General features: G+C 60.9%; 24 protein-coding genes and 1 other RNA gene. 11 read left to right on the forward strand and 14 right to left on the reverse strand.

The window, feature by feature from the left end:
- Nucleotides 1-32 precede the first annotated feature (32 nt).
- The gene (elbB, locus tag J3P92_RS01450) at nt 33-701 is read right to left on the reverse strand and encodes an isoprenoid biosynthesis glyoxalase ElbB (protein ID WP_434561681.1); all 669 of its coding nucleotides are present in this window, start codon (nt 699-701) and stop codon (nt 33-35) included.
- A gap of 125 nt (nt 702-826) precedes the next feature.
- On the opposite strand from elbB, the gene J3P92_RS01455 reads away from it, so the two are divergent.
- Nucleotides 827-2,059 (forward strand): sterol desaturase family protein, encoded by a 1,233-nt coding sequence (locus J3P92_RS01455; protein WP_420765124.1) that lies wholly within the window; start codon nt 827-829, stop codon nt 2,057-2,059.
- Here J3P92_RS01455 and J3P92_RS01460 read toward each other — a convergent pair.
- Nucleotides 2,043-2,663, reverse strand: coding sequence for a DedA family protein (locus J3P92_RS01460; RefSeq protein ID WP_420765123.1), 621 nt, complete (start codon nt 2,661-2,663; stop codon nt 2,043-2,045). The two genes, J3P92_RS01455 and J3P92_RS01460, sit on opposite strands and share 17 nt — an antisense overlap.
- 206 nt (nt 2,664-2,869) lie before the next feature.
- On the opposite strand from J3P92_RS01460, the gene hemB reads away from it, so the two are divergent.
- Nucleotides 2,870-3,883 (forward strand): porphobilinogen synthase, encoded by a 1,014-nt coding sequence (gene hemB, locus J3P92_RS01465; protein WP_420765122.1) that lies wholly within the window; start codon nt 2,870-2,872, stop codon nt 3,881-3,883.
- Nucleotides 3,884-3,900: 17 nt separating this feature from the next.
- Nucleotides 3,901-6,117, forward strand: coding sequence for a polyphosphate kinase 1 (gene ppk1, locus J3P92_RS01470; RefSeq protein ID WP_434649709.1), 2,217 nt, complete (start codon nt 3,901-3,903; stop codon nt 6,115-6,117).
- A 182-nt stretch (nt 6,118-6,299) separates the two neighbouring features.
- On the opposite strand, the gene ppx is transcribed toward ppk1, so the two are convergent.
- From ppx to J3P92_RS01495, 5 genes are all read right to left on the reverse strand, one after another.
- Nucleotides 6,300-7,802 (reverse strand): exopolyphosphatase, encoded by a 1,503-nt coding sequence (gene ppx / locus J3P92_RS01475; RefSeq protein WP_434608934.1) that lies wholly within the window; start codon nt 7,800-7,802, stop codon nt 6,300-6,302.
- A gap of 119 nt (nt 7,803-7,921) precedes the next feature.
- Nucleotides 7,922-8,656 carry an amino acid ABC transporter ATP-binding protein gene (locus tag J3P92_RS01480; protein WP_420765119.1) on the reverse strand — a complete coding sequence of 245 codons (735 nt, stop codon included), beginning with the start codon at nt 8,654-8,656 and terminating at the stop codon, nt 7,922-7,924.
- A complete protein-coding gene (locus tag J3P92_RS01485; protein ID WP_420765118.1) occupies nt 8,643-9,293 on the reverse strand; it encodes an amino acid ABC transporter permease in 651 nt (216 codons plus the stop codon). Before J3P92_RS01485 ends, J3P92_RS01480 begins: the two co-directional genes overlap by 14 nt.
- Nucleotides 9,290-9,958: an amino acid ABC transporter permease gene (locus tag J3P92_RS01490; RefSeq protein WP_420765117.1), complete on the reverse strand. Its 669-nt coding sequence runs from the start codon at nt 9,956-9,958 to the stop codon at nt 9,290-9,292. Before J3P92_RS01490 ends, J3P92_RS01485 begins: the two co-directional genes overlap by 4 nt.
- Before the next feature lie 21 nt (nt 9,959-9,979).
- Nucleotides 9,980-10,765, reverse strand: a complete 786-nt coding sequence (locus J3P92_RS01495; protein WP_434561687.1) for a transporter substrate-binding domain-containing protein — start codon at nt 10,763-10,765, stop codon at nt 9,980-9,982.
- Nucleotides 10,766-11,019: 254 nt separating this feature from the next.
- On the opposite strand from J3P92_RS01495, the gene J3P92_RS01500 reads away from it, so the two are divergent.
- From J3P92_RS01500 to J3P92_RS01525, 6 genes are all read left to right on the forward strand, one after another.
- Nucleotides 11,020-11,727: a FadR/GntR family transcriptional regulator gene (locus J3P92_RS01500; RefSeq protein WP_420765115.1), complete on the forward strand. Its 708-nt coding sequence runs from the start codon at nt 11,020-11,022 to the stop codon at nt 11,725-11,727.
- A gap of 121 nt (nt 11,728-11,848) precedes the next feature.
- Complete coding sequence (gene trxA / locus J3P92_RS01505) at nt 11,849-12,178, forward strand: thioredoxin TrxA (RefSeq protein WP_003206727.1); 330 nt, start codon at nt 11,849-11,851, stop codon at nt 12,176-12,178.
- Nucleotides 12,179-12,418: 240 nt separating this feature from the next.
- A complete protein-coding gene (gene rho / locus J3P92_RS01510) occupies nt 12,419-13,678 on the forward strand; it encodes a transcription termination factor Rho (RefSeq protein WP_003206716.1) in 1,260 nt (419 codons plus the stop codon).
- Nucleotides 13,679-13,798: 120 nt separating this feature from the next.
- Nucleotides 13,799-15,265 carry a 4-hydroxy-3-polyprenylbenzoate decarboxylase gene (gene ubiD, locus J3P92_RS01515; protein ID WP_420765114.1) on the forward strand — a complete coding sequence of 489 codons (1,467 nt, stop codon included), beginning with the start codon at nt 13,799-13,801 and terminating at the stop codon, nt 15,263-15,265.
- Nucleotides 15,265-16,233 carry a CDP-6-deoxy-delta-3,4-glucoseen reductase gene (locus J3P92_RS01520; protein ID WP_434561693.1) on the forward strand — a complete coding sequence of 323 codons (969 nt, stop codon included), beginning with the start codon at nt 15,265-15,267 and terminating at the stop codon, nt 16,231-16,233. The genes ubiD and J3P92_RS01520 overlap by 1 nt, the downstream gene beginning before the upstream one ends.
- A 307-nt stretch (nt 16,234-16,540) precedes the next feature.
- Nucleotides 16,541-17,209, forward strand: a complete 669-nt coding sequence (locus J3P92_RS01525; RefSeq protein ID WP_434561695.1) for a gamma-glutamylcyclotransferase — start codon at nt 16,541-16,543, stop codon at nt 17,207-17,209.
- Here J3P92_RS01525 and glpT read toward each other — a convergent pair.
- Both glpT and J3P92_RS01535 read right to left on the reverse strand, forming a co-directional pair.
- The gene (glpT, locus tag J3P92_RS01530; protein ID WP_434649711.1) at nt 17,185-18,534 is read right to left on the reverse strand and encodes a glycerol-3-phosphate transporter; all 1,350 of its coding nucleotides are present in this window, start codon (nt 18,532-18,534) and stop codon (nt 17,185-17,187) included. The two genes, J3P92_RS01525 and glpT, sit on opposite strands and share 25 nt — an antisense overlap.
- A 219-nt stretch (nt 18,535-18,753) precedes the next feature.
- A complete protein-coding gene (locus J3P92_RS01535; RefSeq protein ID WP_420765110.1) occupies nt 18,754-19,731 on the reverse strand; it encodes an NADPH:quinone oxidoreductase family protein in 978 nt (325 codons plus the stop codon).
- Nucleotides 19,732-19,881: 150 nt separating this feature from the next.
- On the opposite strand from J3P92_RS01535, the gene J3P92_RS01540 reads away from it, so the two are divergent.
- Nucleotides 19,882-20,289 carry a flagellar basal body-associated protein FliL gene (locus tag J3P92_RS01540; protein WP_420765109.1) on the forward strand — a complete coding sequence of 136 codons (408 nt, stop codon included), beginning with the start codon at nt 19,882-19,884 and terminating at the stop codon, nt 20,287-20,289.
- A 133-nt stretch (nt 20,290-20,422) separates the two neighbouring features.
- On the opposite strand, the gene J3P92_RS01545 is transcribed toward J3P92_RS01540, so the two are convergent.
- Nucleotides 20,423-20,875 (reverse strand): EVE domain-containing protein, encoded by a 453-nt coding sequence (locus J3P92_RS01545; RefSeq protein WP_434649713.1) that lies wholly within the window; start codon nt 20,873-20,875, stop codon nt 20,423-20,425.
- Nucleotides 20,876-21,070: 195 nt separating this feature from the next.
- Here J3P92_RS01545 and J3P92_RS01550 point away from each other — a divergent pair, with 195 nt between their 5' ends.
- A complete protein-coding gene (locus J3P92_RS01550; RefSeq protein ID WP_420765107.1) occupies nt 21,071-21,217 on the forward strand; it encodes a hypothetical protein in 147 nt (48 codons plus the stop codon).
- A gap of 39 nt (nt 21,218-21,256) precedes the next feature.
- On the opposite strand, the gene J3P92_RS01555 is transcribed toward J3P92_RS01550, so the two are convergent.
- The 4 genes from J3P92_RS01555 to J3P92_RS01570 form a co-directional block, all read right to left on the reverse strand.
- On the reverse strand, nt 21,257-21,859 hold the full coding sequence (locus J3P92_RS01555; protein WP_420765106.1) for a 5-formyltetrahydrofolate cyclo-ligase: 603 nt from the start codon (nt 21,857-21,859) through the stop codon (nt 21,257-21,259).
- A gap of 117 nt (nt 21,860-21,976) precedes the next feature.
- Nucleotides 21,977-22,156, reverse strand: a non-coding RNA gene (gene ssrS, locus J3P92_RS01560) — 6S RNA.
- A 30-nt stretch (nt 22,157-22,186) separates the two neighbouring features.
- A complete protein-coding gene (locus J3P92_RS01565; RefSeq protein WP_039590276.1) occupies nt 22,187-22,504 on the reverse strand; it encodes a cell division protein ZapA in 318 nt (105 codons plus the stop codon).
- On the reverse strand, nt 22,501-22,710 hold the full coding sequence (locus tag J3P92_RS01570) for a TIGR02449 family protein (protein ID WP_030138125.1): 210 nt from the start codon (nt 22,708-22,710) through the stop codon (nt 22,501-22,503). The genes J3P92_RS01565 and J3P92_RS01570 overlap by 4 nt, the downstream gene beginning before the upstream one ends.
- Nucleotides 22,711-22,774: the final 64 nt, after the last annotated feature.

Below are 22,774 nucleotides of genomic sequence, written 5' to 3' on the forward strand. Positions count from 1 at the left end.
TGGCCCCCTCCCACAGGAAAGAGGAAATGGCGTCAGGCGTCGTTCTCGTGGGTCAACTCTAACACCCGGTCCACCAGCTTGTTGATCCCCGAAGCCGCCTCGCTGATGTTCTTCGCCAGCATATAGGCGGGTGTGCTGACGAGTTTGCGCGCAGTGTCCTCGACGATATCGGTGACCAGGCATTCTTCATGGGTGCCGCCCATCTTGGTCACGGCTGCGGCGGTATCGGCATCCGTGCCGATGGTGCACGTCACGCCGGGGCCGTAGATCTTCGCCGCCAGGGCCGGTGAGATGCACATCAGCCCCACGGGTTTCCCCGCTTCGGCGAACGCCTCGGTGAGCGCCAGGACGTCCGGCTGCACGACGCAACCGGCCCCTTCGACAGCGAAGTTGGACAGGTTTTTCGCCGAGCCGAAACCACCGGGCACGATCAGCGCGTCAAAGTCCTCGGCCTTGGCTTCGCGCAGGTCTTTCACATCGCCTCGGGCGATGCGCGCCGACTCCACCAGCACGTTGCGGCTTTCGGGCATTTCCTCGCCAGTCAGATGGTTGATGACATGCAGCTGGGCAATGTTCGGGGCGAAACATTGGACCTGTGCGCCTCGCTGGTCGAGACGCAGCAAGGTAATCACGCTTTCGTGAATCTCCGCGCCGTCGTACACGCCACAGCCGGAAAGGATCACTGCAACTTTTTTGCTCATGGGCTTTTTCTCCAGATTCATGGCGTTAAATGTCTACTAATTTGTCACTCGTTGCCATAGGGGTCTCGGGCAGCTACACCTAATCTGCCGACTATCTTCCTTGCCTTGCCTGCCCGGGTCGCATCATGAATTTCATTCTGTATGCCGTGCCGTTTTTCTTCGTGTTGATCGCCGTCGAGTTGCTCGCCGATCGTTGGCGCGGCGTGAGCCATTATCGGCTGGCGGACGCCATCAACAGCCTGAGTACCGGCGTGCTGTCGACCACCACCGGGCTGCTGACCAAAGGTGTCGGCTTGGTCACCTATGCCTTTGCACTGGAGCACCTGGCAATCTTCCAACTGCCGGCTGACCAGGCCTGGACCTGGGTGGCTGCCTTCGTCTTCTATGACTTCTGCTACTACTGGCTGCACCGCATGGGCCATGAACGCAATATCCTCTGGGCCGCTCATTCGGTGCATCACCAGAGCGAGGATTACAACCTCTCCACCGCCTTGCGCCAGACCAGCACAGGCTTTCTGCTGAGCTGGATTTTCTATCTGCCGCTGGCGATCCTGGGCGTGCCGCTGGTGGTGTTCGTTAGCGTCGCGGCGCTGAACCTGCTGTATCAGTTCTGGGTCCACACCCAACACATTCCAAAGCTCGGCTGGCTGGAATGGTGCTTCGTCACGCCGTCCAATCATCGTGCCCACCATGCGCAGAACCCTCTCTACATGGATCGCAACTACGGCGGCGTGTTCATTATTTGGGACCGTCTGTTTGGCACCTTCCAGGAAGAGGACGAGGATGAGCCGGTGGTGTTTGGCGTGACTACGCCGCTGGCGAGCTGGAATCCGTTGTGGGCGAACGTGCAGTTCTATGGGCAGCTCTGGGCTGATGCCCGGCGGGCCGAGCGCTGGTGGGACAAGCTGCGGATCTGGTTCATGCCCACCGGTTGGCGCCCGGCCGATGTGGCCGCCAGATACCCGCTGAACAAGCCTGACCTGTCGCAATTCCGCAAATTCGAAGTGCCGCTGGACGCACGCCAGCGGTGGTATGTGGCGCTGCAGTTCTGTATCTACATCGCCTTGGGCAGCTATCTGATGAACCTTGAAAACAGCCTGCCGGTTGCCGCCCTGGTATTGGGCTGGGGGGCGATTGCGTTGGGGCTGTTTGCCTTGGGCGTGGCCCTTGAGAATCGCCCTTGGGCGCTGAAGCTGGAGCTGCTGCGGCTGGCGGCGAACCTGCCGCTGGTAGGGTTGGCGCCGGTGGCAGGGTTGTGGCCAGCGAGCCCGGTGGCTTGGGTGGGGTTGTTGAGCTACAGCCTGGTCAGTGGCATCGGGCTTTACTGCTGTCGCAACCGACTCACTCGCCTGGCGTAGATTCGCTGGCCCTGGCTTGTTCCTGTCGCTCGGTCTCGAGATTTTTCCTGGCCAGCCGGGCATTTTTGATGCGACGGCGCAGCCACAGGCCCAAGCCCAGCAACAGCAGGGCGCCGAGTACCCACAGTTCGTATTTCTTGATACTGCCCAGCATGCCTTCGAGCACCGCGCCAAAGTGATACGCGGCGGCAGCCAGCGCCGTGGCCCAGATCGCCGCACCGATACCGTTGAGCAACAGATAGCGGCCCGGTGGATAGCCTGACAAGCCGATCGCCACTGGCATCACGGTGCGCAGGCCATAGACGAAGCGGAAGCTCAGGACCCAGATGTCCGGATGCCGGCGGATGTGCTCCAGCGCCCGGTCACCCATCAACTGCCAACGCGGTTTGCGCGCCAGCAGCTTGCGACCGTGCTTGCGCCCCAGGAAATACCACAGCTGGTCACCGGCGTAGCTGCCGCAAAACGCCACGACGACCACCAGGTTGATGTCCATGTAGCCACGGAACGCCAGGAAACCTGCGAGCACGAGGATGGTTTCACCTTCGAAGAACGTGCCGATGAACAGGGCCAGGTAGCCGAAGTCGTGGAGAAATTGTTGGAGCATTGTCTGGGTGCTGGCGAAATGAACGCGCAGCCTAACCCTTCAGGCACATTCAGGAAAGTATCGAAATGTGTCTCGACGTGAACATTTCCTACAGAAGACAATGACTGCGACTACCGGTCACGCTTTAGCACAACTGTCATGTGTTCGTCATAATGGCCGCTTATAACTGTCACGCTCGCCCGTTTTTGCGGGCTCAGGAGTCTGCCGTGAGCTTTACCCCCGCCAACCGTCTGTTTCCCGCCACTCGCCTGCGTCGCAATCGCCGGGATGAGTTTTCTCGTCGGCTCGTGCGCGAAAACGTGCTGACCACCGACGACCTGATCCTGCCGGTGTTCGTGCTGGACGGCGAGAATCGCCGTGAGGCGGTGGCCTCGATGCCAGGCGTGGAGCGCCTGACTATCGACCTGTTGCTGGAAGCGGCGGCCGAGTGGGTCGAGCTGGGTATCCCGGCGTTGGCACTGTTTCCTGTCACGCCGCCGGGCCTGAAATCCCTGGATGCCGCCGAAGCGTGGAACCCCGAGGGCATCGCACAGCGCGCGACCCGTGCCCTGCGCGCACGTTTCCCGGAGCTGGGGGTGATTACCGACGTGGCGCTGGACCCGTTCACCACCCACGGGCAGGACGGCATTCTCGACGAAGAAGGCTATGTGCAGAACGACATCACCGTCGATGCGCTGGTCAGGCAGGCGCTGTCCCACGCCGAGGCCGGTGCCCAGGTGGTGGCGCCGTCGGACATGATGGACGGCCGGATCCAGGCAATTCGCGAAGCCTTGGAAGTGGCCGGGCATGTCAATGTGCGCATCATGGCCTACTCGGCCAAGTACGCCAGCGCCTATTACGGCCCGTTCCGCGACGCGGTCGGCTCGGCCCTGAACCTGGGCAAGGCCAACAAGGCCTCCTATCAGATGGACCCGGCCAATGCCCACGAAGCCCTGCACGAAGTGGCTGCCGACTTGTCAGAAGGGGCAGACATGGTCATGGTCAAGCCGGGGATGCCTTACCTCGACATTCTCTGTCGGGTAAAGGATGAATTCAAAGTGCCGACCTTTGTTTATCAGGTCAGCGGCGAGTATGCGATGCACATGGCGGCGATCCAGAACGGCTGGCTGAGCGAAGGGGTGATTCTCGAATCCCTGACCGCTTTCAAGCGCGCGGGTGCTGATGGCATCCTGACGTACTTTGCCGTGCGCGCCGCCCAATTGTTACGAGAGCAGAAATAGCCTCCCAGGAACTTGCGATGAATACCGAAGGACTCACAGAAGTTGCCGTAAAAGACGCTCAGCCCGTGGTCGAGCCAGTCGCCGAAACGCCACCGGAGCTGGAACCGGCCCCCGCTGCGGCGCCCGAGCCGGCCCCAGCGCCGGCGATTGCGGTGCCCAACCTGGATGACAGCAGTCTGTACATCCATCGTGAGCTGTCGCAACTGCAATTCAACATCCGCGTCCTTGAACAGGCGCTGGATGAGTCCTACCCACTGCTGGAGCGGCTGAAATTCCTGCTGATCTTCTCCAGCAACCTGGACGAGTTCTTCGAGATTCGCGTCGCCGGGCTGAAAAAGCAGATCACCTTCGCCCGCGAGCAGGCCGGTGCCGACGGCCTGCAACCGCACCAGGCCCTGGCACGCATCAGCGAACTGGTGCACGGTCATGTCGATCGCCAGTACGCGATCCTCAACGACATCCTGTTGCCGGAGCTGGAAAAGCACCAGGTGCGCTTCATCCGTCGCCGCTACTGGACCACCAAGCTCAAGACCTGGGTACGCCGTTACTTCCGTGACGAAATCGCTCCGATCATCACCCCGATCGGCCTCGACCCGACTCACCCGTTCCCATTGCTGGTGAACAAGAGCCTGAACTTCATCGTCGAGCTGGAAGGCATCGACGCCTTTGGCCGTGATTCCGGCCTGGCGATCATTCCGGCGCCACGCCTGCTGCCGCGGATCATCCGCGTCCCGGAAGACGTCGGCGGCCCGGGCGACAACTATGTGTTCCTGTCGTCGATGATCCACGCCCACGCCGATGACCTGTTCCAGGGCATGAAGGTGAAGGGCTGCTACCAATTCCGCCTGACCCGCAACGCCGACCTGTCGGTGGACACCGAGGATGTAGAAGACCTGGCCCGCGCCCTGCGCGGCGAGTTGTTCTCCCGTCGCTATGGCGATGCGGTGCGCCTGGAAGTGGCCGATACCTGTCCGAAACACCTGTCCGACTACCTGCTCAAGCAGTTCAACCTGCATGAGACCGAGCTGTACCAGGTCAATGGTCCGGTGAACCTGACGCGGCTGTTCAGCATCACCGGCCTGGACAGCCATCCGGAGCTGCAATATTCGCCGTTTACACCGCAGATCCCGAAACTGCTGCAAAACAGCGAAAACATTTTCAGTGTCGTCAGCAAGCAGGACATCCTGCTGTTGCACCCCTTCGAGTCGTTCACCCCGGTGGTCGACTTGCTGCGCCAGGCCGCCAAGGATCCACATGTCCTGGCGGTGCGCCAGACGCTGTACCGCAGTGGCGCCAACTCCGAGATCGTCGATGCCCTGGTGGACGCGGCGCGAAACGGCAAGGAGGTCACGGCGGTGATCGAATTGCGCGCGCGCTTCGATGAAGAGTCCAACCTGCAACTGGCCAGCCGTCTGCAAGCGGCCGGTGCGGTGGTGATTTACGGCGTGGTGGGCTTCAAGACCCACGCCAAGATGATGCTCATCCTGCGGCGCGAGGCCGGCGAGATCGTGCGCTACGCCCACTTGGGCACCGGCAACTACCACGCGGCCAACGCCCGCCTGTACACCGACTACAGCTTGCTGACGTCCGACGACGCCTTGTGTGAAGACGTCGGCAAGTTGTTCAGCCAGTTGATCGGCATGGGCAAGACGTTGCGGATGAAGAAGCTGCTGCATGCACCGTTCACCCTCAAGAAGGGCATGCTCGACATGATCGCCCGGGAAACCCAGTTCGCCCTGGACGGCAAGCCTGCGCACATCATCGCCAAGTTCAACTCGTTGACCGATCCGAAAGTCATCCGTGCGTTGTACAAGGCCAGCCAGTCGGGCGTGCGCATCGACCTGGTGGTGCGTGGCATGTGCTGCCTGCGGCCGGGTATCCCGGGGGTGTCCCATAACATCCACGTGCGCTCGATCATCGGGCGTTTCCTGGAGCACACGCGGGTGTTCTATTTCCTCAATGGTGGCGAGGAGCAGATGTTTCTTTCCAGTGCCGACTGGATGGAGCGCAACCTCGACAAGCGCGTCGAGACCTGCTTCCCGGTGGAGGGCAAGAAGCTGATCCTGCGGGTCAAGAAAGAGCTGGAGAGTTACCTCACCGACAACACTCACAGCTGGAGCTTGCAGTCGGACGGTCGCTACATCCGCAACACACCGACCGGCAACCAGAACCCGCGCAGCGCCCAGGCGACTTTGCTGGAGCGCTTGAGCAGCCCGGTGTTGGCGGTTAGTTAAAGCCCGGAGTAGATTGGTTTTTCGTGGCGAGGGAGCTTGCTCCCGCTGGGCTGCGTGAAGCAGCCCCGAAGCCATTCAGCTCGGTGGGTCAGGAAAAATTCCATTTCAGGCAGATCCTGCGGCTGCTGCGCAGCCGAGCGGGAGCAAGCTCCCTCGCCACGGGGGAGCTTGCTGTGTGCCGATCAGTGAATGTTCAGCAAAATCCCCACCCGCGTCAGCCATTCGGCTTCCTGGGCAAAGTCCGCCTGGGTCAGTTGGTTCTCGTCCAGCCAGCCTTCGGGGAATATCACATCCAACTGATCGCCGTCGGCGTGCAGGGTAACCTGGGGCATTTGCTGGGTGCCGCGGATGTGGTGGAACAGGATCGCGAAGCGCAACAGCACGCACAGGCGAATCAGCTTGATGCCGTCATTGCCGAATTCGGCGAATTTGTCCTTGGGAATATTGCGTCGATGACCACGTACCAATAGCGCCAGCATTTGCTGGTCTTCGCGTGAGAAACCCGCCAGATCGGAGTGCTCGATCAGGTAGGCGCCGTGCTTGTGGTAATGGTAGTGGGCGATGTCCAGGCCCACTTCATGCACCTTGGCGGCCCAACCCAGCAGTTCGCGCCAAACGCCGTCGTTCAGGTCCCAATCGTCGGCCACCTGGTCGAAGGCATGCAGCGCCTTGCGCTCGACCCGCGCCGCCTGCTCCTGGTCGACGTGATAACGCTCCATGAGCGAGCCCAGGGTGCGTTCGCGCACGTCTTCGTGATGATGCCGCCCGAGCAAGTCGTAGAGCACGCCCTCACGCAGGGCGCCTTCGCAATGGTCCATGCGTTGCAATTCGAGCGCGTCGAAGATCGCCTCGAGGATCGCAAGGCCCGCCGGGAAAATCGCCCGGCGATCAGGCTTGATGCCCTCGAAGTCGATCTTGTCCGAATCGCCAAGCTTGAACACCTTGCGCTTGAGCCAGGCCAGGCCCTCGGCGTTGACTTCACCGGTGCCGTGGCCGCCAGCCTTGAGCGCCAGGCCGATGGCGCGGATGGTCCCCGAGGAGCCGATGGCTTCGTCCCAGGTCAACCGGTGCAAGGCATGTTCGATGCTCATGATTTCCAGGCGAGCTGCGGTGTACGCCTGGGCATAGCGGGCCGGGGTGATCTTGCCGTCGCGGAAATAACGCTGGGTGTAGCTGACGCAACCCATCTGGAGGCTTTCGCGCAACAGCGGTTCGAAGCGCTGGCCGATTATGAACTCGGTGCTGCCACCGCCAATGTCCGCCACCAGGCGTTTGCCGGGGGTGTCAGCCAGGGTGTGGGAAACGCCGAGGTAGATCAGGCGGGCCTCTTCACGGCCGGAAATGACTTCCACCGGATGGCCGAGGATCGCTTCGGCGCGATGGATGAACTCGCCACGGTTGCGCGCCTCGCGCAGGGCGTTGGTACCCACGATCCGCACCGCGCCCAACGGCATGCCGTTGATCAACTGGGCGAATCGCTTGAGGCAATCGAGCCCGCGTTGGATGGACTCCTCGCTCAACCTGCGTTCTTCGTCGATCCCGGCGGCCAGCTGAACCTTTTCACCGAGCCGCTCAAGAATGCGGATTTCCCCGTTCTGGGCCTTCGCGACGACCATATGGAAGCTGTTGGAGCCCAGGTCGATAGCGGCGATCAGGGACAGATTCTTGGCTTGGGATGGCGGCATGGTCAGAGAGTCTCGGTCGATAACCTTGCCATCCTGCCACGATCGACCGCCTACGCCAACGCACCTGATCCAAACCCTTGATCCAGAGCCGTTCACAGAGTGTTCTTTGGCAGCAAAAATCAGGCAGGCTCCACCGTCCCGATGAAGTTCGCCAGCTCCGCCGTCTGCGGATCGGCGAACAGCAGCTTGGGATCACCCACCTCGTGCACCTTGCCCTGGTGCATGAACACCAGTTTGTCGCCCACTTCCCGGGCGAAACGCATTTCATGGGTGACCATGATCAGTGTCATGCCTTCCTTGGCCAGTTGCCGCACTACGCTGAGCACTTCGTTGACCAGCTCTGGGTCCAGCGCCGAGGTGATTTCATCGCAAAGCAAGACTTTCGGCGACATCGCCAAGGCACGGGCGATCGCCACCCGTTGCTGCTGCCCGCCAGACAAGCGGTCGGGGAAGGCGTCGAATTTTTCGCCGAGCCCGACCCGTTCGAGCATCTGGCGGGCCAGTTCCACCGCCTTGGCCTTGGGCACTTTTTGTACAACCTGCGGCGCGAGCATGACGTTTTCGCCGACGGTCAGGTGCGGGAACAGATTGAACTGCTGGAACACCATCCCGACTTTCTGCCGCAGGCTGCGCAGGTCGGCGCGGGCCGCGTCGAGGTATTCGCCGTCCACTTCGATCACGCCATCGTTGATCGATTCCAGGCCATTGAGGGTGCGCAGCAGGGTGGATTTGCCCGAGCCGCTGCGACCGATGATCGCCACCACCTGGCCTTCTTCGATACTCAGGTCGATGCCTTTGAGCACATGGTGATCGCCGTAGTATTTATGCAGGGCGGAAATTCTAAGCAGAGGCATGCAGTCTCCTTTCCAGGTAGCGCGCGCTGAGGGACAGGGGGTAGCAAAGGAGGAAATAACCGAGGGCGACCAGGCCATACACCATGAACGGCTCGAACGTGGCGTTGGCGAGCATGCCGCCGGTCTTGGTCAGTTCGGTAAAACCGATGATCGACGTCACGGCCGTGCCCTTGACCACCTGCACGGAAAAGCCCACGGTCGGCGCCACGGCGATGCGCAGGGCCTGGGGCAGGATCACGTAGCGCAACTGCTCCAACGGGTTGAGGGCCAGGCTCGCGGAGGCTTCCCATTGGCCGTTGGCAATCGAGTCGACACAACCGCGCCAGATCTCCGCCAGGTAAGCGCTGGTGAACAGCGTCAGGGCAATCGCCGCCGCCATCCACGGCGAAATCTCCACCCCGGCCAGGGCCACGCCGAAGAACACCAAAAACAGCTGCATCAACAGCGGCGTGCCTTGGAACAGCTCGATATACGTGCGGGCAATGTTGCGGGGCAGGGCGCGTTTGGAGATGCGCAGCACCATCACCAACAAGCCGACCACACCACCGCCGATAAACGCCACCAGCGAAAGCGCCAGAGTCCATTGCAGGCCGGTGAGCAGGTTGCGCACCACGTCCCAGAACGTGAAATCGCTCATTGGCTGCTCCTGGCGATGTAGCGACGCCCGACCCAATTCAGGAACTGGCGGATCAGCAGTGCCATGCACAGGTAGATCAGCGTCGTCAGTGCGTAGGTTTCAAAGGCGCGGAAATTGCGCGATTGGATGAAGTTGGCGGCGAAACTCAGCTCTTCGGTGGCGATCTGCGAACAGACCGCCGAGCCGAGCATCACGATGATGATCTGGCTGCTCAAGGCCGGCCAGACCTTGCCCAGCGCCGGCAGCAGCACCACGTGGCGGAACGCTTCGAAGCGGCTCATCGCCAACGCCGCGGCGGCTTCCAGTTGCCCTCGTGCAATGGCCTGGATACCGGCCCGGATGATCTCGGTGGAATACGCCCCCAGGTTGATCACCATCGCCAGCACCGCCGCTTGCCACTCGGAAATCTGCAAGCCAAGGGACGGCAAGCCGAAGAAGATGAAAAACAGTTGGACCAGGAACGGCGTGTTGCGGATCAGCTCCACGTACACGCCAAAGATCGCCGCGAACGGACGGATATTCCACGCCCGCACCACCGCGCCGACGATGCCCAGGCCAACCCCGAGCAACGCGCCGATGGCTGTCAGTTCCACGGTGAACAGCGCACCGCGCAACAGCAGCTCGGTGTTTTGCACCACCGGCAGAAAATCGAACTGGTAAGCCATGCTCAGCCTCTCAAGCGACGATCAGAGGTCGGCCGGCAGCGGTTGCTTGAGCCAGGTCTGCGCGTTCTTTTCCAGGCTTCCGTCCGTCTTGGCGGTGGCGAGAATCTGGTTGACCTTGTCCAGCAACGCCGGCTCGTTCTTGTTCACGCCCACGTAGACCGGAGAATCCTTGAGTTTCACTTTCAGCGCCGGGACGCGCTTGGGGTTGCGCTCGCTGATGGCGACCATCACCACGTTGCCGCTGGCGATCAGGTCCACCTGACCGGCCAGGTAGGCGGCGATCGTCGAGTTGTTGTCTTCGAAACGCTTGATGGTGGCGCCTTCGGGGGCGACCTTGGTCAACTCGATGTCCTCGATAGCGCCACGGGTGACGCTGATGGTCTTGCCCTTGAGGTCGTCCAGGCCGGTGATTGCGGCATCGGGCGGGCCGAACACGGCGAGGTAGAAGGGCGCATAGGCGCTGGAGAAGTCGATGACCTTTTCACGCTCCGGATTCTTGCCCAGGCTGGAAATCACCAGGTCGACCTTGCCTGTGGTCAGGAAAGGGATGCGGTTGGTGCTGTTGACCGGCGTCAATTCCAGTTTGACCTTGAGCTGGTCGGCCAGCAGTTTCGCCGTGTCGATATCCAGGCCGCGCGGCTTCATGTCCGGGCCGACCGAACCGAACGGTGGAAAATCCTGGGGCACCGCGACCTTGAGCGTGCCGCGTTTTACCACGTCTTCCAGGCCATCGGCGTGGGCGGGCAATTGGCAAAGCATCAGGCTGGCAAACAGGGCAGTGAGCAGGACGCTGCAACGCTGGATCATGGTGAATCTCCGCGGTCGATGGTGTGATTTCTCCGATCGGACACAGCACAGGGCATGCCAAACCGGGCGTCGGTCCGCCAAAGCCACGGTTTTGCAGGCACCGGTCGGTCTGACTGGTCTGAACAGTTGGGTGGTTTTTCGCACCGTTATCGAGCGTCGCGTCGGGCGGCCGAACCCCGCTGGGGCACGACTTGCCGGGGGCTTCGAATAGCTTTACAACTAGCCGCTCATTCGTCCGGGTTGTCTGGAAAACCATGAATTCCATCGCTCGTGCCGTGCCTGAAGTGGCGCTGCAAGCCATCCGCAAACTCATCGTCGACGAAGGCTTCGGCCCGGGCGATGCGCTGCCCTCTCAACGGGACCTGGCCTTGCAACTGGGCGTCAGCCGGGCGTCTCTGCGCGAGGCGCTGTCATCGTTGAGCGCCCTGGGGTTGATCAGCGTCCAACCGGGTAGGGGCGTTTTCGTCCAGGGAGCAGCGCAGGTCGCGCGCGACGACTCGACAGCGCGCTGGCCGTTCGCCGCCCAGGCCTCGCCGGTGGATATCTTCCAGCTGCGCTATGCCCTTGAAGGTTTCGCGGCCGGATTGGCGGCCGTGACGTTGAGCGCCGATGAACTCGACGCACTGGATGACAACGTCGAGGCCATGCGCCGCGAATTGAAGGCCGGGGAGTTCGACGCAGCGGCACAACTGGATTTCGAATTTCACCGGCGCATTCTGCTGGCCAGCGGCAACCAGGCGATGTTGAGCATTCTCACCGCCAGCGCCGATATCTTCCTTGAGAGTCAGAAGCTACCGTTCATCAGGGCGGAGCGGGCGATGGAAACGTGGCAGGAACACCGCAAGATCCTTCGCGCCCTGGCCCGTCGCGCATCGGTTTCGGCGCACAAAACCATGCAAGAACATGTACGTAATGCTGCGTTGCGCACCGGTATTTCCTTTATCGCCCCGACCGCTTCCTGACGTGGGCCATACGTAAACCCATCGGTCACCATAGGGAGACTCAATCAACTGCGGCTTCCTGAACCTGGGAAGGGCAGCTATGATGGGCCACGTTTTTTTGCTGATTACCCCGGAGATTTCCATGAGCAGCGATCTGATCAAACACGTTAGCGACGCTAGCTTCGAAGCTGACGTACTCAAAGCCGAAGGCGCAGTGCTGGTCGACTATTGGGCTGAGTGGTGCGGTCCTTGCAAAATGATCGCTCCGGTCCTGGACGAAATTGCCGAGACCTACAAGGGCAAGCTGACCGTTGCCAAGCTGAACATCGACGAAAACCAGGAAACCCCGGCCAAGCATGGCGTGCGTGGTATTCCGACCCTGATGCTGTTCAAGAACGGCAACGTCGAAGCCACCAAGGTCGGCGCGCTGTCGAAGTCGCAACTGGCCGCGTTCCTCGACGCCAACATCTAAGCGTCGAATGCCTTGCCAAAAGCCCCGCAAATCGCGGGGCTTTTTCGTTATCCGGGGCTAGACGCTCGCAAATCCAGGTGTTACATTCGGCCCCGCACTGGTTTCTCCATTGCCCCCTGCAAGCCGTCGCCGACGCTCTCCTTTCGAATAAGTACGCGATCCTGTCGCCTTCTCCGCGGCGCGGCCTCATTAAGCCAAAAGCTTAATTTTCCCCTCCATAAATGATTACGTCATTCCTATATGAATCTGACTGAACTCAAGCAAAAGCCGATTACCGAACTGCTCGAATTGGCCGAACAGATGGGCATAGAAAATATGGCCCGTTCGCGCAAGCAGGACGTGATTTTCTCCCTGCTCAAGAAGCACGCGAAAAGCGGCGAGGAAATCTCCGGTGATGGCGTGCTGGAGATTCTCCAGGACGGCTTCGGCTTCCTCCGCTCCGCAGACGCTTCCTATCTCGCCGGCCCGGACGATATCTACGTCTCGCCGAGCCAGATCCGTCGCTTCAACTTGCGCACCGGTGACACCATCGTTGGCAAGATCCGCCCTCCTAAGGAAGGCGAGCGTTACTTCGCACTGCTCAAGGTCGACACCATCAACTTCGACCGTCCGGAAAACGCGAAGAACAAGATTCTCTTCGAGAACCTGACTCCGCTGTTCCCGACCGTGCGCATGAAGATGGAAGCCGGCAACGGTTCCACCGAAGACCTCACCGGTCGTGTCATCGACCTGTGCGCACCTATCGGCAAGGGCCAGCGTGGCCTGATCGTGGCGCCGCCGAAGGCGGGCAAGACGATCATGCTGCAGAACATCGCGGCCAACATCGCCCGTAACAACCCTGAAGTCCACCTGATCGTGTTGCTGATCGATGAGCGTCCGGAAGAAGTGACCGAGATGCAGCGCACCGTGCGCGGCGAAGTGGTTGCCTCGACGTTCGACGAGCCGCCGACCCGTCACGTGCAGGTTGCCGAAATGGTGATCGAGAAGGCCAAGCGCCTGGTCGAGCACAAGAAGGACGTGGTGATTCTGCTCGACTCCATCACCCGTCTGGCCCGTGCCTACAACACCGTCATCCCGAGTTCCGGCAAGGTACTGACCGGTGGTGTCGATGCCCATGCCCTGGAAAAGCCGAAGCGTTTCTTTGGCGCCGCGCGGAACATCGAAGAAGGCGGCTCGCTGACCATCATCGCCACCGCGCTGGTCGAAACCGGCTCGAAGATGGACGAAGTGATCTACGAAGAGTTCAAGGGTACCGGTAACATGGAACTGCCCCTGGACCGTCGCATCGCCGAGAAACGTGTATTCCCGGCCATCAACATCAACCGTTCCGGTACCCGTCGCGAAGAATTGCTGACGGCCGATGACGAGTTGCAGCGCATGTGGATCCTGCGCAAGCTGCTGCATCCGATGGATGAAGTCGCGGCCATCGAGTTCCTGGTCGACAAGCTGAAAACGACCAAGACCAACGATGAGTTCTTCCTGTCGATGAAACGCAAGTAAATCGAGCAGGCCAGCAAGAGCCGGGGAAACCCGGCTTTTTGCTGTCCGTGCATTCACTATTCTGGACGGGCGGCGTTAAACTCGGGCCCCCGAACGCCACGGACACCATGAGGCTTTTGCATGCAGTATCGCGACTTGCGCGACTTTATCAGCGGTCTGGAACAGCGCGGCGAACTCAAGCGCATCCAGGTGCCGGTGTCACCCGTCCTGGAAATGACCGAGGTCTGCGACCGCACCCTGCGCGCAAAAGGCCCGGCGCTGCTGTTTGAAAACCCCACGGGTTATGACATTCCGGTGCTGGGCAACCTGTTTGGCACGCCGGAGCGCGTGGCCCTGGGCATGGGCGCCGAGGCGGTCAGCGAGCTGCGCGAGATTGGCAAGCTGCTGGCGTTCCTCAAGGAGCCCGAGCCGCCGAAAGGGCTGAAGGACGCTTGGTCCAAGCTGCCGATTTTCCGCAAGATCATTTCCATGGCACCGAAGGTGGTCAAGGACGCGGTCTGCCAGGAAGTGGTGATCGAGGGTGACGATGTCGACCTGGCCATGCTTCCGGTGCAGACCTGCTGGCCGGGCGACGTCGGGCCGCTGATCACCTGGGGCCTGACCGTCACCAAAGGCCCGAACAAGGACCGTCAGAACCTGGGTATCTACCGTCAGCAGGTGATTGGCCGCAACAAGGTCATCATGCGTTGGCTGAGCCATCGGGGCGGCGCGCTGGATTATCGGGAGTGGTGCGAAAAGCATCCCGGCCAGCCATTCCCGGTGTCGGTCGCGTTGGGCGCCGATCCGGCGACCATCCTCGGCGCTGTCACGCCCGTGCCCGACAGCCTCTCCGAATATGCGTTTGCCGGCCTGTTGCGCGGCAACCGTACGGAGCTGGTGAAGTGCCGGGGCAACGATTTGCAAGTGCCGGCCACCGCAGAAATCATCCTTGAAGGCGTGATCCACCCCGGCGAAATGGCCGATGAAGGTCCCTACGGCGATCACACCGGTTATTACAACGAGGTAGACAGCTTCCCGGTGTTCACTGTCGAGCGCATCACTCACCGGATCAAACCGATCTACCACAGCACCTACACCGGTCGTCCGCCTGATGAGCCGGCGATTCTTGGCGTGGCGCTGAACGAAGTGTTCGTGCCGATCCTGCAGAAGCAGTTTCCGGAAATCACCGATTTCTACTTGCCGCCCGAAGGTTGTTCCTATCGCATGGCCGTGGTGACGATGAAGAAGTCGTATCCTGGGCACGCCAAGCGAGTGATGCTGGGCGTCTGGTCGTTTTTACGACAGTTCATGTACACCAAGTTCGTTATCGTCACCGACGACGATATCAACGCACGGGATTGGAACGACGTGATCTGGGCCATCACGACGCGCATGGACCCCAAGCGCGACACGGTGATGATCGAGAACACGCCGATCGACTACCTCGACTTCGCCTCGCCGGTATCCGGCCTCGGGTCGAAGATGGGGCTCGATGCCACGCATAAATGGCCCGGTGAAACCACCCGCGAGTGGGGTCGGGTTATCGTCAAGGATGAAGCCGTTACCCAACGGATCGATGCCATTTGGAATCAGTTAGGAATAGATTGATGCGTGTAACCTTGCAGCCTTCCGGCGCGGTGCTGGAGATACAGCCGGCCGAGCGGATTCTCGACGGCGCGCGGCGTCTGGGCTACGACTGCCCCCAAAGCTGTCGTAATGGCAACTGCCATGTCTGTGGCGCATTGTTGGTGGAAGGTCGCGTGGAGCAGGCCGGTGAAGTGCGTGACCATGGCGAGATCTTCACGTGCATCGCCGAGCCGCTGGAGGACTGCGTGGTGTTGTGGGATGGCGTGTTGGCACCGGGCGAGCTGCCGGTGCGCAACCTGGCGTGCCAGGTCAGCGAATGCGTTGAAGTGGGCGGCGACGTCTGGCGGGTACGCTTGCGCGCGCCAGCGGGCAAACCGCCGCGCTACCACGCCGGGCAATACCTGTTGATCGAGCGCGACAACGGTGAAAAATCAGCCTTCTCCCTCGCTTCGGCGCCGCACTCGGGGCGCGACCTGCAACTACACGTGCTGGTGCGCGAAAGCAGTGCGCAAAAGCTCCTGGAGCAACTGCAGCGCAACCCCAATGTGCGCATCGAGATGCCGTTTGGCGACACCCACCTGTCCGAGCTTCCTGACGGTCCGCTCGTGCTGATCGCTGCCGGGACCGGCATGGCGCAGATGCACAGCTTGATCGAGCACTGCCGCGCGGCGGGCTTCAAGCACCCGGTGCATCTGTATTGGGGCGTACGGCGACCGGAAGATTTCTACGAAATCGAGCATTGGGACGAATGGAAAAAACTGCCGAACCTGTTCCTGCATAAAGTCGTCAGCGACTTGTGTGGCTGGGAAGGGCGCTGCGGGATGCTCCATGAGGCGGTGTGTGAGGACATCAGCGACCTTTCTGGTGTGCACGTCTACGCCAGCGGCTCGCCGGCCATGATCTATGCCACCCTCGACGCCCTGGTGGAAGCCGGCATGGACGCTCACCAGATGCGCGCCGATGTGTTTGCGTATGCGCCAAGGGCTTGACCCAACCGAGCCTTGAGCTGTGCCGTTGTGGCGAGGGAGCTTGCTCCCGCTGGACCGGTCCGACGCCTCGGGCGAAGCAGTCCCAAAAGAGGCGGTCGCTGCGCAACCGAGCGGGAACAAGCTCCCTCGCCACAAAAGCCCTGACCGCCCTCGATATAACTTCATATATTGCGCTTCGGTATTTAGTTGGCCGGCCAGATACCGATAACGTATATAGCGTCGGGCTGGCATTTAACTTGCCTCGCTCCTCACGAACGTCAACACACTGGCGTCCCTTTATTTTCTGAGAAGCCAACCGCTAACGGCCATGACCGCTATCGAATCCGCCATTACCTGCGCCTTGTACCCGCCACGACTCGAGCTGGGTGCGCAGCTGACCCATGAACAACTACTCGCCTCGATGCGATTGACCATGAGTCTCCACCAGGGCGGTCCGGTCTGGTTGTTCGCGTACGGTTCATTGATCTGGCGGCCGGAATGCACGGCGGTGGAGCGCGTGCGCGGTCGGGTCCATGGCTACCATCGCGGTTTATACCTGTGGTCCCACGAACATCGCGGCACTCCGGAGTTGCCAGGGTTGGTGTTCGGACTGGATCGCGGCGGTTCGTGCAGCGGTTTCGCCTACCGGCTGCCGGAGGAAAACCTCGAGGATTCGCTGTTCGCGTTGTGGCAGCGGGAAATGCCGGTGCCGTCCTATCGCCCGCACTGGCTCAGTTGCCGTCTCGAGGGTGGCAATCGGGTGCAAGCCCTGGGCTTCGTGCTGGAGCGACACCTGCCCAGCTATGCCGGCAACCTGCCGGACCATGTGCTGAGCCAGGTCTTTGAAAGCGCTTGCGGGCGTTACGGCACCACTCGCGATTATGTCGAGCAGACCGTACACGCCCTGCGCAGCCACGCCATGCCAGACCGGAACCTGGAGGCGCGGCTCAAGCGCTGCCAATCAATGTGGGATCAGGCGACCGCTTCGCGGCTCTGACTGGCGATCTGCTTGTGCCACAAGGTTGGCGCAAGGAACGCCATCGCCAGCAGACAAGCGCCGACCAGCAGTACAAAACCGCCGTCCCAGCCGAAATGGTCGACGGTATAGCCCATGGCGGCGCTGGCCGCGACCGAACCACCCAGGTACCCGAACAGGCCGGTGAAACCGGCGGCGGTGCCGGCGGCTTTTTTCGGCGCCAGTTCCAATGCCTGCAAGCCGATCAGCATGACTGGGCCATAGATCAGGAAGCCGATGGATACCAGGGCAATCATATCGACGGTCGGGTTGCCGGCCGGGTTCAGCCAGTACACCAGGGTGGCCACGGTCACCAGGGCCATGAATACCATGCCGGTCAGGCCACGATTGCCACGGAAGATCTTGTCCGACATCCAGCCACACAGCAGCGTGCCGGGAATGCCCGCCCACTCGTAGAAGAAATAGGCCCAGGAGCTCTTGTCCACCGTGAAGCCCTTGGCTTCCTTGAGGTAGGTCGGTGCCCAGTCCAGCACCCCGTAGCGCAGCAGGTAGACGAAGACGTTAGCCATGGCGATGTACCAGAGCATCTTGTTGCGCAGCACGTACTTGACGAAAATTTCCTTGGCGCTGAATTCCTTTTCGTGGCTGTCGTCGTAGCCTTCCGGATAATCGTCCTTGTACTTCTCGATCGGCGGCAGGCCCACCGATTGCGGGGTGTCGCGCATGGTCGCGAAGGCAAACACCGCAACGGCAAGTGCTACGGTAGCGGGCACATAGAATGCCGCATGCCAGTCATTGAACCAGCCCATGCCCAGCAGGAACAACGGGCCGATAAGGCCGCCGCCGACGTTGTGCGCCACGTTCCACACCGACACTACGCCGCCGCGTTCCTTCTGCGACCACCAGTGCACCATGGTCCGTCCGCTCGGCGGCCAGCCCATGCCTTGTGCCCAGCCGTTGATGAACAGCAGGATGAACATGATCGTCACGCTGGACGTCGCCCAGGGCGCAAAACCGAAAATGAACATCACGCCGGCTGATACCAGCAAGCCGAATGGCAGGAAATAGCGGGGGTTCGAGCGGTCGGACACCAGGCCCATCAAGAACTTCGACAAGCCATAGGCAATCGCGATGGCCGACATGGCCAGGCCGAGTTGGCCACGGGAGTAGCCCTCGTCGATGAGGTAGGGCATGGCCAGGGAGAAGTTCTTGCGCAGCAGGTAGTAACCGGCATAGCCGATGAAAATCCCCGCGAAGATCTGCCAGCGAAGGCGTCGGTAGGTGCTGTCTATTTTTTCTTCAGGCAGGGTTGCCTGATGTGCGGCGGGTCGAAAGAAAGCAAACATTCAAGTGCTCCAGAATTCTTGTTTTGACTGCGGATGCGAATGTTACAGTTTCGTTACCGAAAATAGCATTGGTTCGAATCAGCAAAACAGTGGAAATGCTGGATTTGGCATGTTCTTTTATGAACATGTCGCTCAGATATAAATGAAGGGCGTTGCGGGAATGGCGAAGCCGGGTCGTAGGGCTTCGACCCGGTACAGATGAAACAGAATCGCGGCCAATCAGCGAACCTGCACCACCACCTTGCCGACCGCCTTGCGCTGCCCCAAGTCATTGATCGCCTGGGCGGCATCGTCCAGCGGGTAGACCTGCGACACCAGCGGCTTGAGCTTGCCTTCGGCGAACCAGCCGAACAGCTGCTGGAAGTTGGCGGCGTTGTCCTGGGGCTGGCGCTGGGCGAAGGAGCCCCAGAACACACCGACCACCGAGGCGCCCTTGAGCAAGGCCAAGTTCACCGGCAGCTCGGGAATGCGCCCGCTGGCAAAGCCAACCACCAACAACCGGCCGTTCCAGGCGATGGCGCGCACGGCCTGGTCGAACAGGTCGCCGCCCACCGGGTCGTAGATGACATCGGCGCCCTGGCCGTCGGTGAGGCGCTTGATTTCGTCCTTCAGGCTGGTTTCGTTGTAGTTGATCAACTCGTCAGCACCGGCGGCCTTTGCCACGGCGAGTTTTTCCGCGCTGCTGGCGGCCGCGATGACTCGCGCACCCATGGCCTTGCCGATTTCCACCGCCGCCAGGCCGACCCCGCCGGATGCACCGAGCACCAGCAGGGTTTCTCCGGGCTTCAGGTTGGCGCGCTGCTTGAGGGCGTGCATCGACGTGCCGTAGGTCATGCTGAACGCGGCCGCGGTGTTGAAATCCATGGCGGAGGGAATCGGCAGCACGTTGTAGCCCGGTACCGCTACTTGCTCGGCGAAGCTGCCCCAGCCGGTCAGGGCCATGACCCGATCACCAACTTTCAGGTGGCTGACCTTTTCCCCTACTTCGCTGATGACCCCGGCCGCTTCGCCACCCGGGGAAAACGGGAAGGGCGGCTTGAACTGGTATTTGCCCTCGATGATCAGCGTGTCAGGAAAATTCACCCCGGCGGCGTGCACATCCAGCAACACTTCATTCTTCTTTGCGACAGGGCTGGCGACGTCTTCCAGCACCAGCGATTCGGCGGGACCGAATTCTTTGCACAGCACGGCTTTCATCAGGGCTATTCCTTTGGGAGTGATGGCCGATAAGTGTAGGTGTGAGAGTCAACGGGTCAACGAGCATGCCCCGCCCTGATAGCCGGCCATAAGCTTGTGCTTGGACGGCGGGTCGGTATGCTGGGCCGCAAACCGAATGAGGAGTGGAATGTGAAAGCGTGGATGATGTTGATGCTGGCCCTGTCGCTGCCTGTGGCGGCGATGGCCGAAGAGAGCAAGGAAGGCGAGGCACCCAAGGTCAGTTACATCACGTTGAGCCCGCCGTTCGTGGGCAACTATGGGCTGGATGGTACGACCAAGCTGAAGGTCTACAAGGCTGACGTCGCCTTGCGCGTGACCGGCGATGCTGCCGCTGCGGCGGTGAAAGCGAACGAGCCGTTGATTCGCAACCAGTTGGTGGCGCTGTTCGCTCAGCAGACGACCGAGACCATGAACAACCTTGAAGCCAAGGAAAAGCTGCGTCAGGAAGCGTTGAAGCAGACCCAGCAAGTGATGAACGACGAGACCGGCAAGCCGATGGTTGAGGATCTGTTGTTCAACAACCTGATCATTCAATAAGTCTTGTGGTAACCAGGCGGGCCCTTTCGCGAGCAGGCTCGCTCCCACAGGATCTCCAATGAACAGTGAGCAACCGAGATTCCCTGTGGGAGCGGGCTTGCTCGCGATGGTGGCCTACCGGACAGCGAATCACTCAAGGCTTCAGAGCAATCACCGCCGCCCATTGCTCCGCCGTCACCGGCATCACTGACAGTCGCGAGCCTTTCTGCACCAGCGGCATTTCTGCCAGGGCGGTCTGTTGCTTGAGGTGGTCGAGCTTCAGGACGTGGCGAAACGTTTCGACATGGGCCACGTCGATCGCGGTCCAGGGGTTTTTCTCCGGGCTGGCCTTGGCGTCGAAGTAGTGGCTGTCAGGCTCCAGCGCCGTGGGATCGGGGTAGGCGGCCTTGATGATTTTTCCGGTGCCCGCGATGCCAGGCTCCGGGCAGCTGGAGTGATAGAAAAAAAATAAATCGCCTTCTGCCATGGCGCGCAGGAAATTGCGTGCCTGATAGTTGCGAACTCCGTCCCAGCGAGCTTGGCCGAGCTTTTCCAAGCCCTGGATGGACAATTCGTCGGGCTCGGATTTCATCAGCCAATAAGCCATGATTTCTACTCCTGGGCGATATAGTTAAAAATAGTTCAGCGATTTTATGACAAACCGACAGTCGGTTGACGCCAGAGTTTGCGTGTGGGTCCGGGTTATCGCAAAATGCCGGCCTTCCAAGCTTGACGCTGCTGCACGGCCAATAAGAAAACCGCTGCTGTCATCGTGTGTGATATGCCTTGAGGGGGGCAATCGATGAAACGCAAACCGGATTTGTTGTGGATACTGGTCATTCTGTTCGGCCTGGGTGTCGTGACCACGGGTTACGCCCAGAGCTTGTGGAGCAGCAAGAACGATGTTCCGATGAACATCGCCCAGCCTGCCCCATCGCTCAAGCGCTGAGCGCTTTCTTTCAGGCGCCGCTGATTCCGGTGGCGCCTATCATGCGATGTACCAACGCCTGTCGCTGACTGTTCCTTGCAGCGGCACGTCCCAGCTTGCCTGTACCAATCGCTCGACCCGTTGGCATTCGTGGGCCAGCCCCAGCAAGGTCGGCTTGCGCCATTGTTTGCGGCGCGACAGATACGCCAGGCTGCGATCGTAGAATCCCCCGCCCATGCCCAGCCGACCCCCGGCATCGTCAAACCCGACCAGCGGCAACAGCACCAGGTCCAACGTCCAGACCTTGCGTTGCCGGGCTATATTCTTGCGTGGTTCCGGGATGCGAAAGCGATTGGGCTGCATCTTCTCGCCGGGATGGATTCGCTGGAAAACCATTTTCGTCTGCGGCCATGGGCTGAGCACCGGCAGGTACGTCGCCTTGCCCCGACGCTGGGCCGCGCGCAGTAGCAGGCGTGGATCGATCTCGCCGTCGTTGGGCAGGTACAGGGCGATGTGTCGCGCGCGGCGAAACAGCGGGTGCTGGGCCAGTTGCCTGTAGAGGCCTTGGGCGGCGTCCCGTTGCTGGGCCGGGGTCAGGGAGCGACGCGCCTGGCGCAGCAGGCGGCGAAGTTGCGGGCGGGTCGGCAACGCAGGTTCGGTCATATCGAGGTTTCCGAGGCGGTGGCATCGAAACAGCGTAACCGCAAACAACGGCGCCAGAAATGCCAAACGCCAGAAACGACAATGCCAGTCATGATGACTGGCATTGTTTCGAGAATCAGGCTCCCCGGATGAACCGCTGTCGGCTTAGCCCTTGAACCCGAAAGTTCAAGGTGGAAGTTGCAGGAGGCGTTAAGGCTTTCCGTCAAGCGGACATGCACACCGGCCCCAACGTGCAACCCCCGTGGTTGTGCGTATCGGCTCAGGGACATCACCAACTGGCAAGCACCCCAGGGAGTGACGCAAGTATACCCCAGGCAGCCTCGCGAATCAGCCCTTGCTGACGTCCGGATCGGTGGCCAGTACCAAATCCACTCGATCCAGTAGGTCGCGGACTTGTTCGCGGGTCGAGCCGCTGACCTGTACGTCCGGCGTATCCTGGCGGTGCAGCAGGTCGTGGGTGATGTTCAAGGCGGCCATCACGGCGATGCGATCGGCGCCGATGACTTTGCCGCTGCTGCGGATCTCGCGCATCTTGCCGTCCAGGTAACGGGCGGCACTCACCAGGTTGCTACGCTCTTCCTGGGGGCAGATGATCGAATATTCTTTATCGAGGATCTGCACGGTAACGCTATTGCTTGAACTCATGAGTCTTGCTCCAGGGCCTTGAGGCGCGAAATCATCGATTCGACCTTACGCCGGGCGATTTCGTTTTTTTCAATGAGGTGCGCGCGTTCCTCGCGCCAGGTTTTTTCCTGAGCTAATAGGAGTCCGTTTTGGCTCTTAAGTTGCTCGACCCGTTCAATTAGCAGCTCGAGTCTGGCCATCAGCGCTTGCAGGTCGGTGTCTTCCATTGTGTCCACTGAAGATTGTGTCTGCTGGGGGATAAAGGTCGCACAGCCTTTAATGGTCTTGGCG

Source organism: Pseudomonas sp. D3-27, from assembly GCF_051132165.1.
Taxonomy (GTDB): Bacteria; Pseudomonadota; Gammaproteobacteria; order Pseudomonadales; family Pseudomonadaceae; genus Aquipseudomonas.

Bases quoted from the DNA above. Each gene is read 5' to 3' on its own strand.
- elbB (WP_434561681.1), bottom strand. From the start codon at position 701: ATGAGCAAAAAAGTTGCAGTGATCCTTTCCGGCTGTGGCGTGTACGAC.
- J3P92_RS01455 (WP_420765124.1), top strand. From the start codon at position 827: ATGAATTTCATTCTGTATGCCGTGCCGTTTTTCTTCGTGTTGATCGCC.
- J3P92_RS01460 (WP_420765123.1), bottom strand. From the start codon at position 2,663: ATGCTCCAACAATTTCTCCACGACTTCGGCTACCTGGCCCTGTTCATC.
- ppk1 (WP_434649709.1), top strand. From the start codon at position 3,901: ATGAATACCGAAGGACTCACAGAAGTTGCCGTAAAAGACGCTCAGCCC.
- ppx (WP_434608934.1), bottom strand. From the start codon at position 7,802: ATGCCGCCATCCCAAGCCAAGAATCTGTCCCTGATCGCCGCTATCGAC.
- J3P92_RS01480 (WP_420765119.1), bottom strand. From the start codon at position 8,656: ATGCCTCTGCTTAGAATTTCCGCCCTGCATAAATACTACGGCGATCAC.
- J3P92_RS01485 (WP_420765118.1), bottom strand. From the start codon at position 9,293: ATGAGCGATTTCACGTTCTGGGACGTGGTGCGCAACCTGCTCACCGGC.
- J3P92_RS01490 (WP_420765117.1), bottom strand. From the start codon at position 9,958: ATGGCTTACCAGTTCGATTTTCTGCCGGTGGTGCAAAACACCGAGCTG.
- J3P92_RS01495 (WP_434561687.1), bottom strand. From the start codon at position 10,765: ATGATCCAGCGTTGCAGCGTCCTGCTCACTGCCCTGTTTGCCAGCCTG.
- J3P92_RS01500 (WP_420765115.1), top strand. From the start codon at position 11,020: ATGAATTCCATCGCTCGTGCCGTGCCTGAAGTGGCGCTGCAAGCCATC.
- trxA (WP_003206727.1), top strand. From the start codon at position 11,849: ATGAGCAGCGATCTGATCAAACACGTTAGCGACGCTAGCTTCGAAGCT.
- rho (WP_003206716.1), top strand. From the start codon at position 12,419: ATGAATCTGACTGAACTCAAGCAAAAGCCGATTACCGAACTGCTCGAA.
- ubiD (WP_420765114.1), top strand. From the start codon at position 13,799: ATGCAGTATCGCGACTTGCGCGACTTTATCAGCGGTCTGGAACAGCGC.
- J3P92_RS01520 (WP_434561693.1), top strand. From the start codon at position 15,265: ATGCGTGTAACCTTGCAGCCTTCCGGCGCGGTGCTGGAGATACAGCCG.
- J3P92_RS01525 (WP_434561695.1), top strand. From the start codon at position 16,541: ATGACCGCTATCGAATCCGCCATTACCTGCGCCTTGTACCCGCCACGA.
- glpT (WP_434649711.1), bottom strand. From the start codon at position 18,534: ATGTTTGCTTTCTTTCGACCCGCCGCACATCAGGCAACCCTGCCTGAA.
- J3P92_RS01535 (WP_420765110.1), bottom strand. From the start codon at position 19,731: ATGAAAGCCGTGCTGTGCAAAGAATTCGGTCCCGCCGAATCGCTGGTG.
- J3P92_RS01545 (WP_434649713.1), bottom strand. From the start codon at position 20,875: ATGGCTTATTGGCTGATGAAATCCGAGCCCGACGAATTGTCCATCCAG.
- J3P92_RS01550 (WP_420765107.1), top strand. From the start codon at position 21,071: ATGAAACGCAAACCGGATTTGTTGTGGATACTGGTCATTCTGTTCGGC.
- J3P92_RS01555 (WP_420765106.1), bottom strand. From the start codon at position 21,859: ATGACCGAACCTGCGTTGCCGACCCGCCCGCAACTTCGCCGCCTGCTG.
- J3P92_RS01565 (WP_039590276.1), bottom strand. From the start codon at position 22,504: ATGAGTTCAAGCAATAGCGTTACCGTGCAGATCCTCGATAAAGAATAT.
- J3P92_RS01570 (WP_030138125.1), bottom strand. From the start codon at position 22,710: ATGGAAGACACCGACCTGCAAGCGCTGATGGCCAGACTCGAGCTGCTA.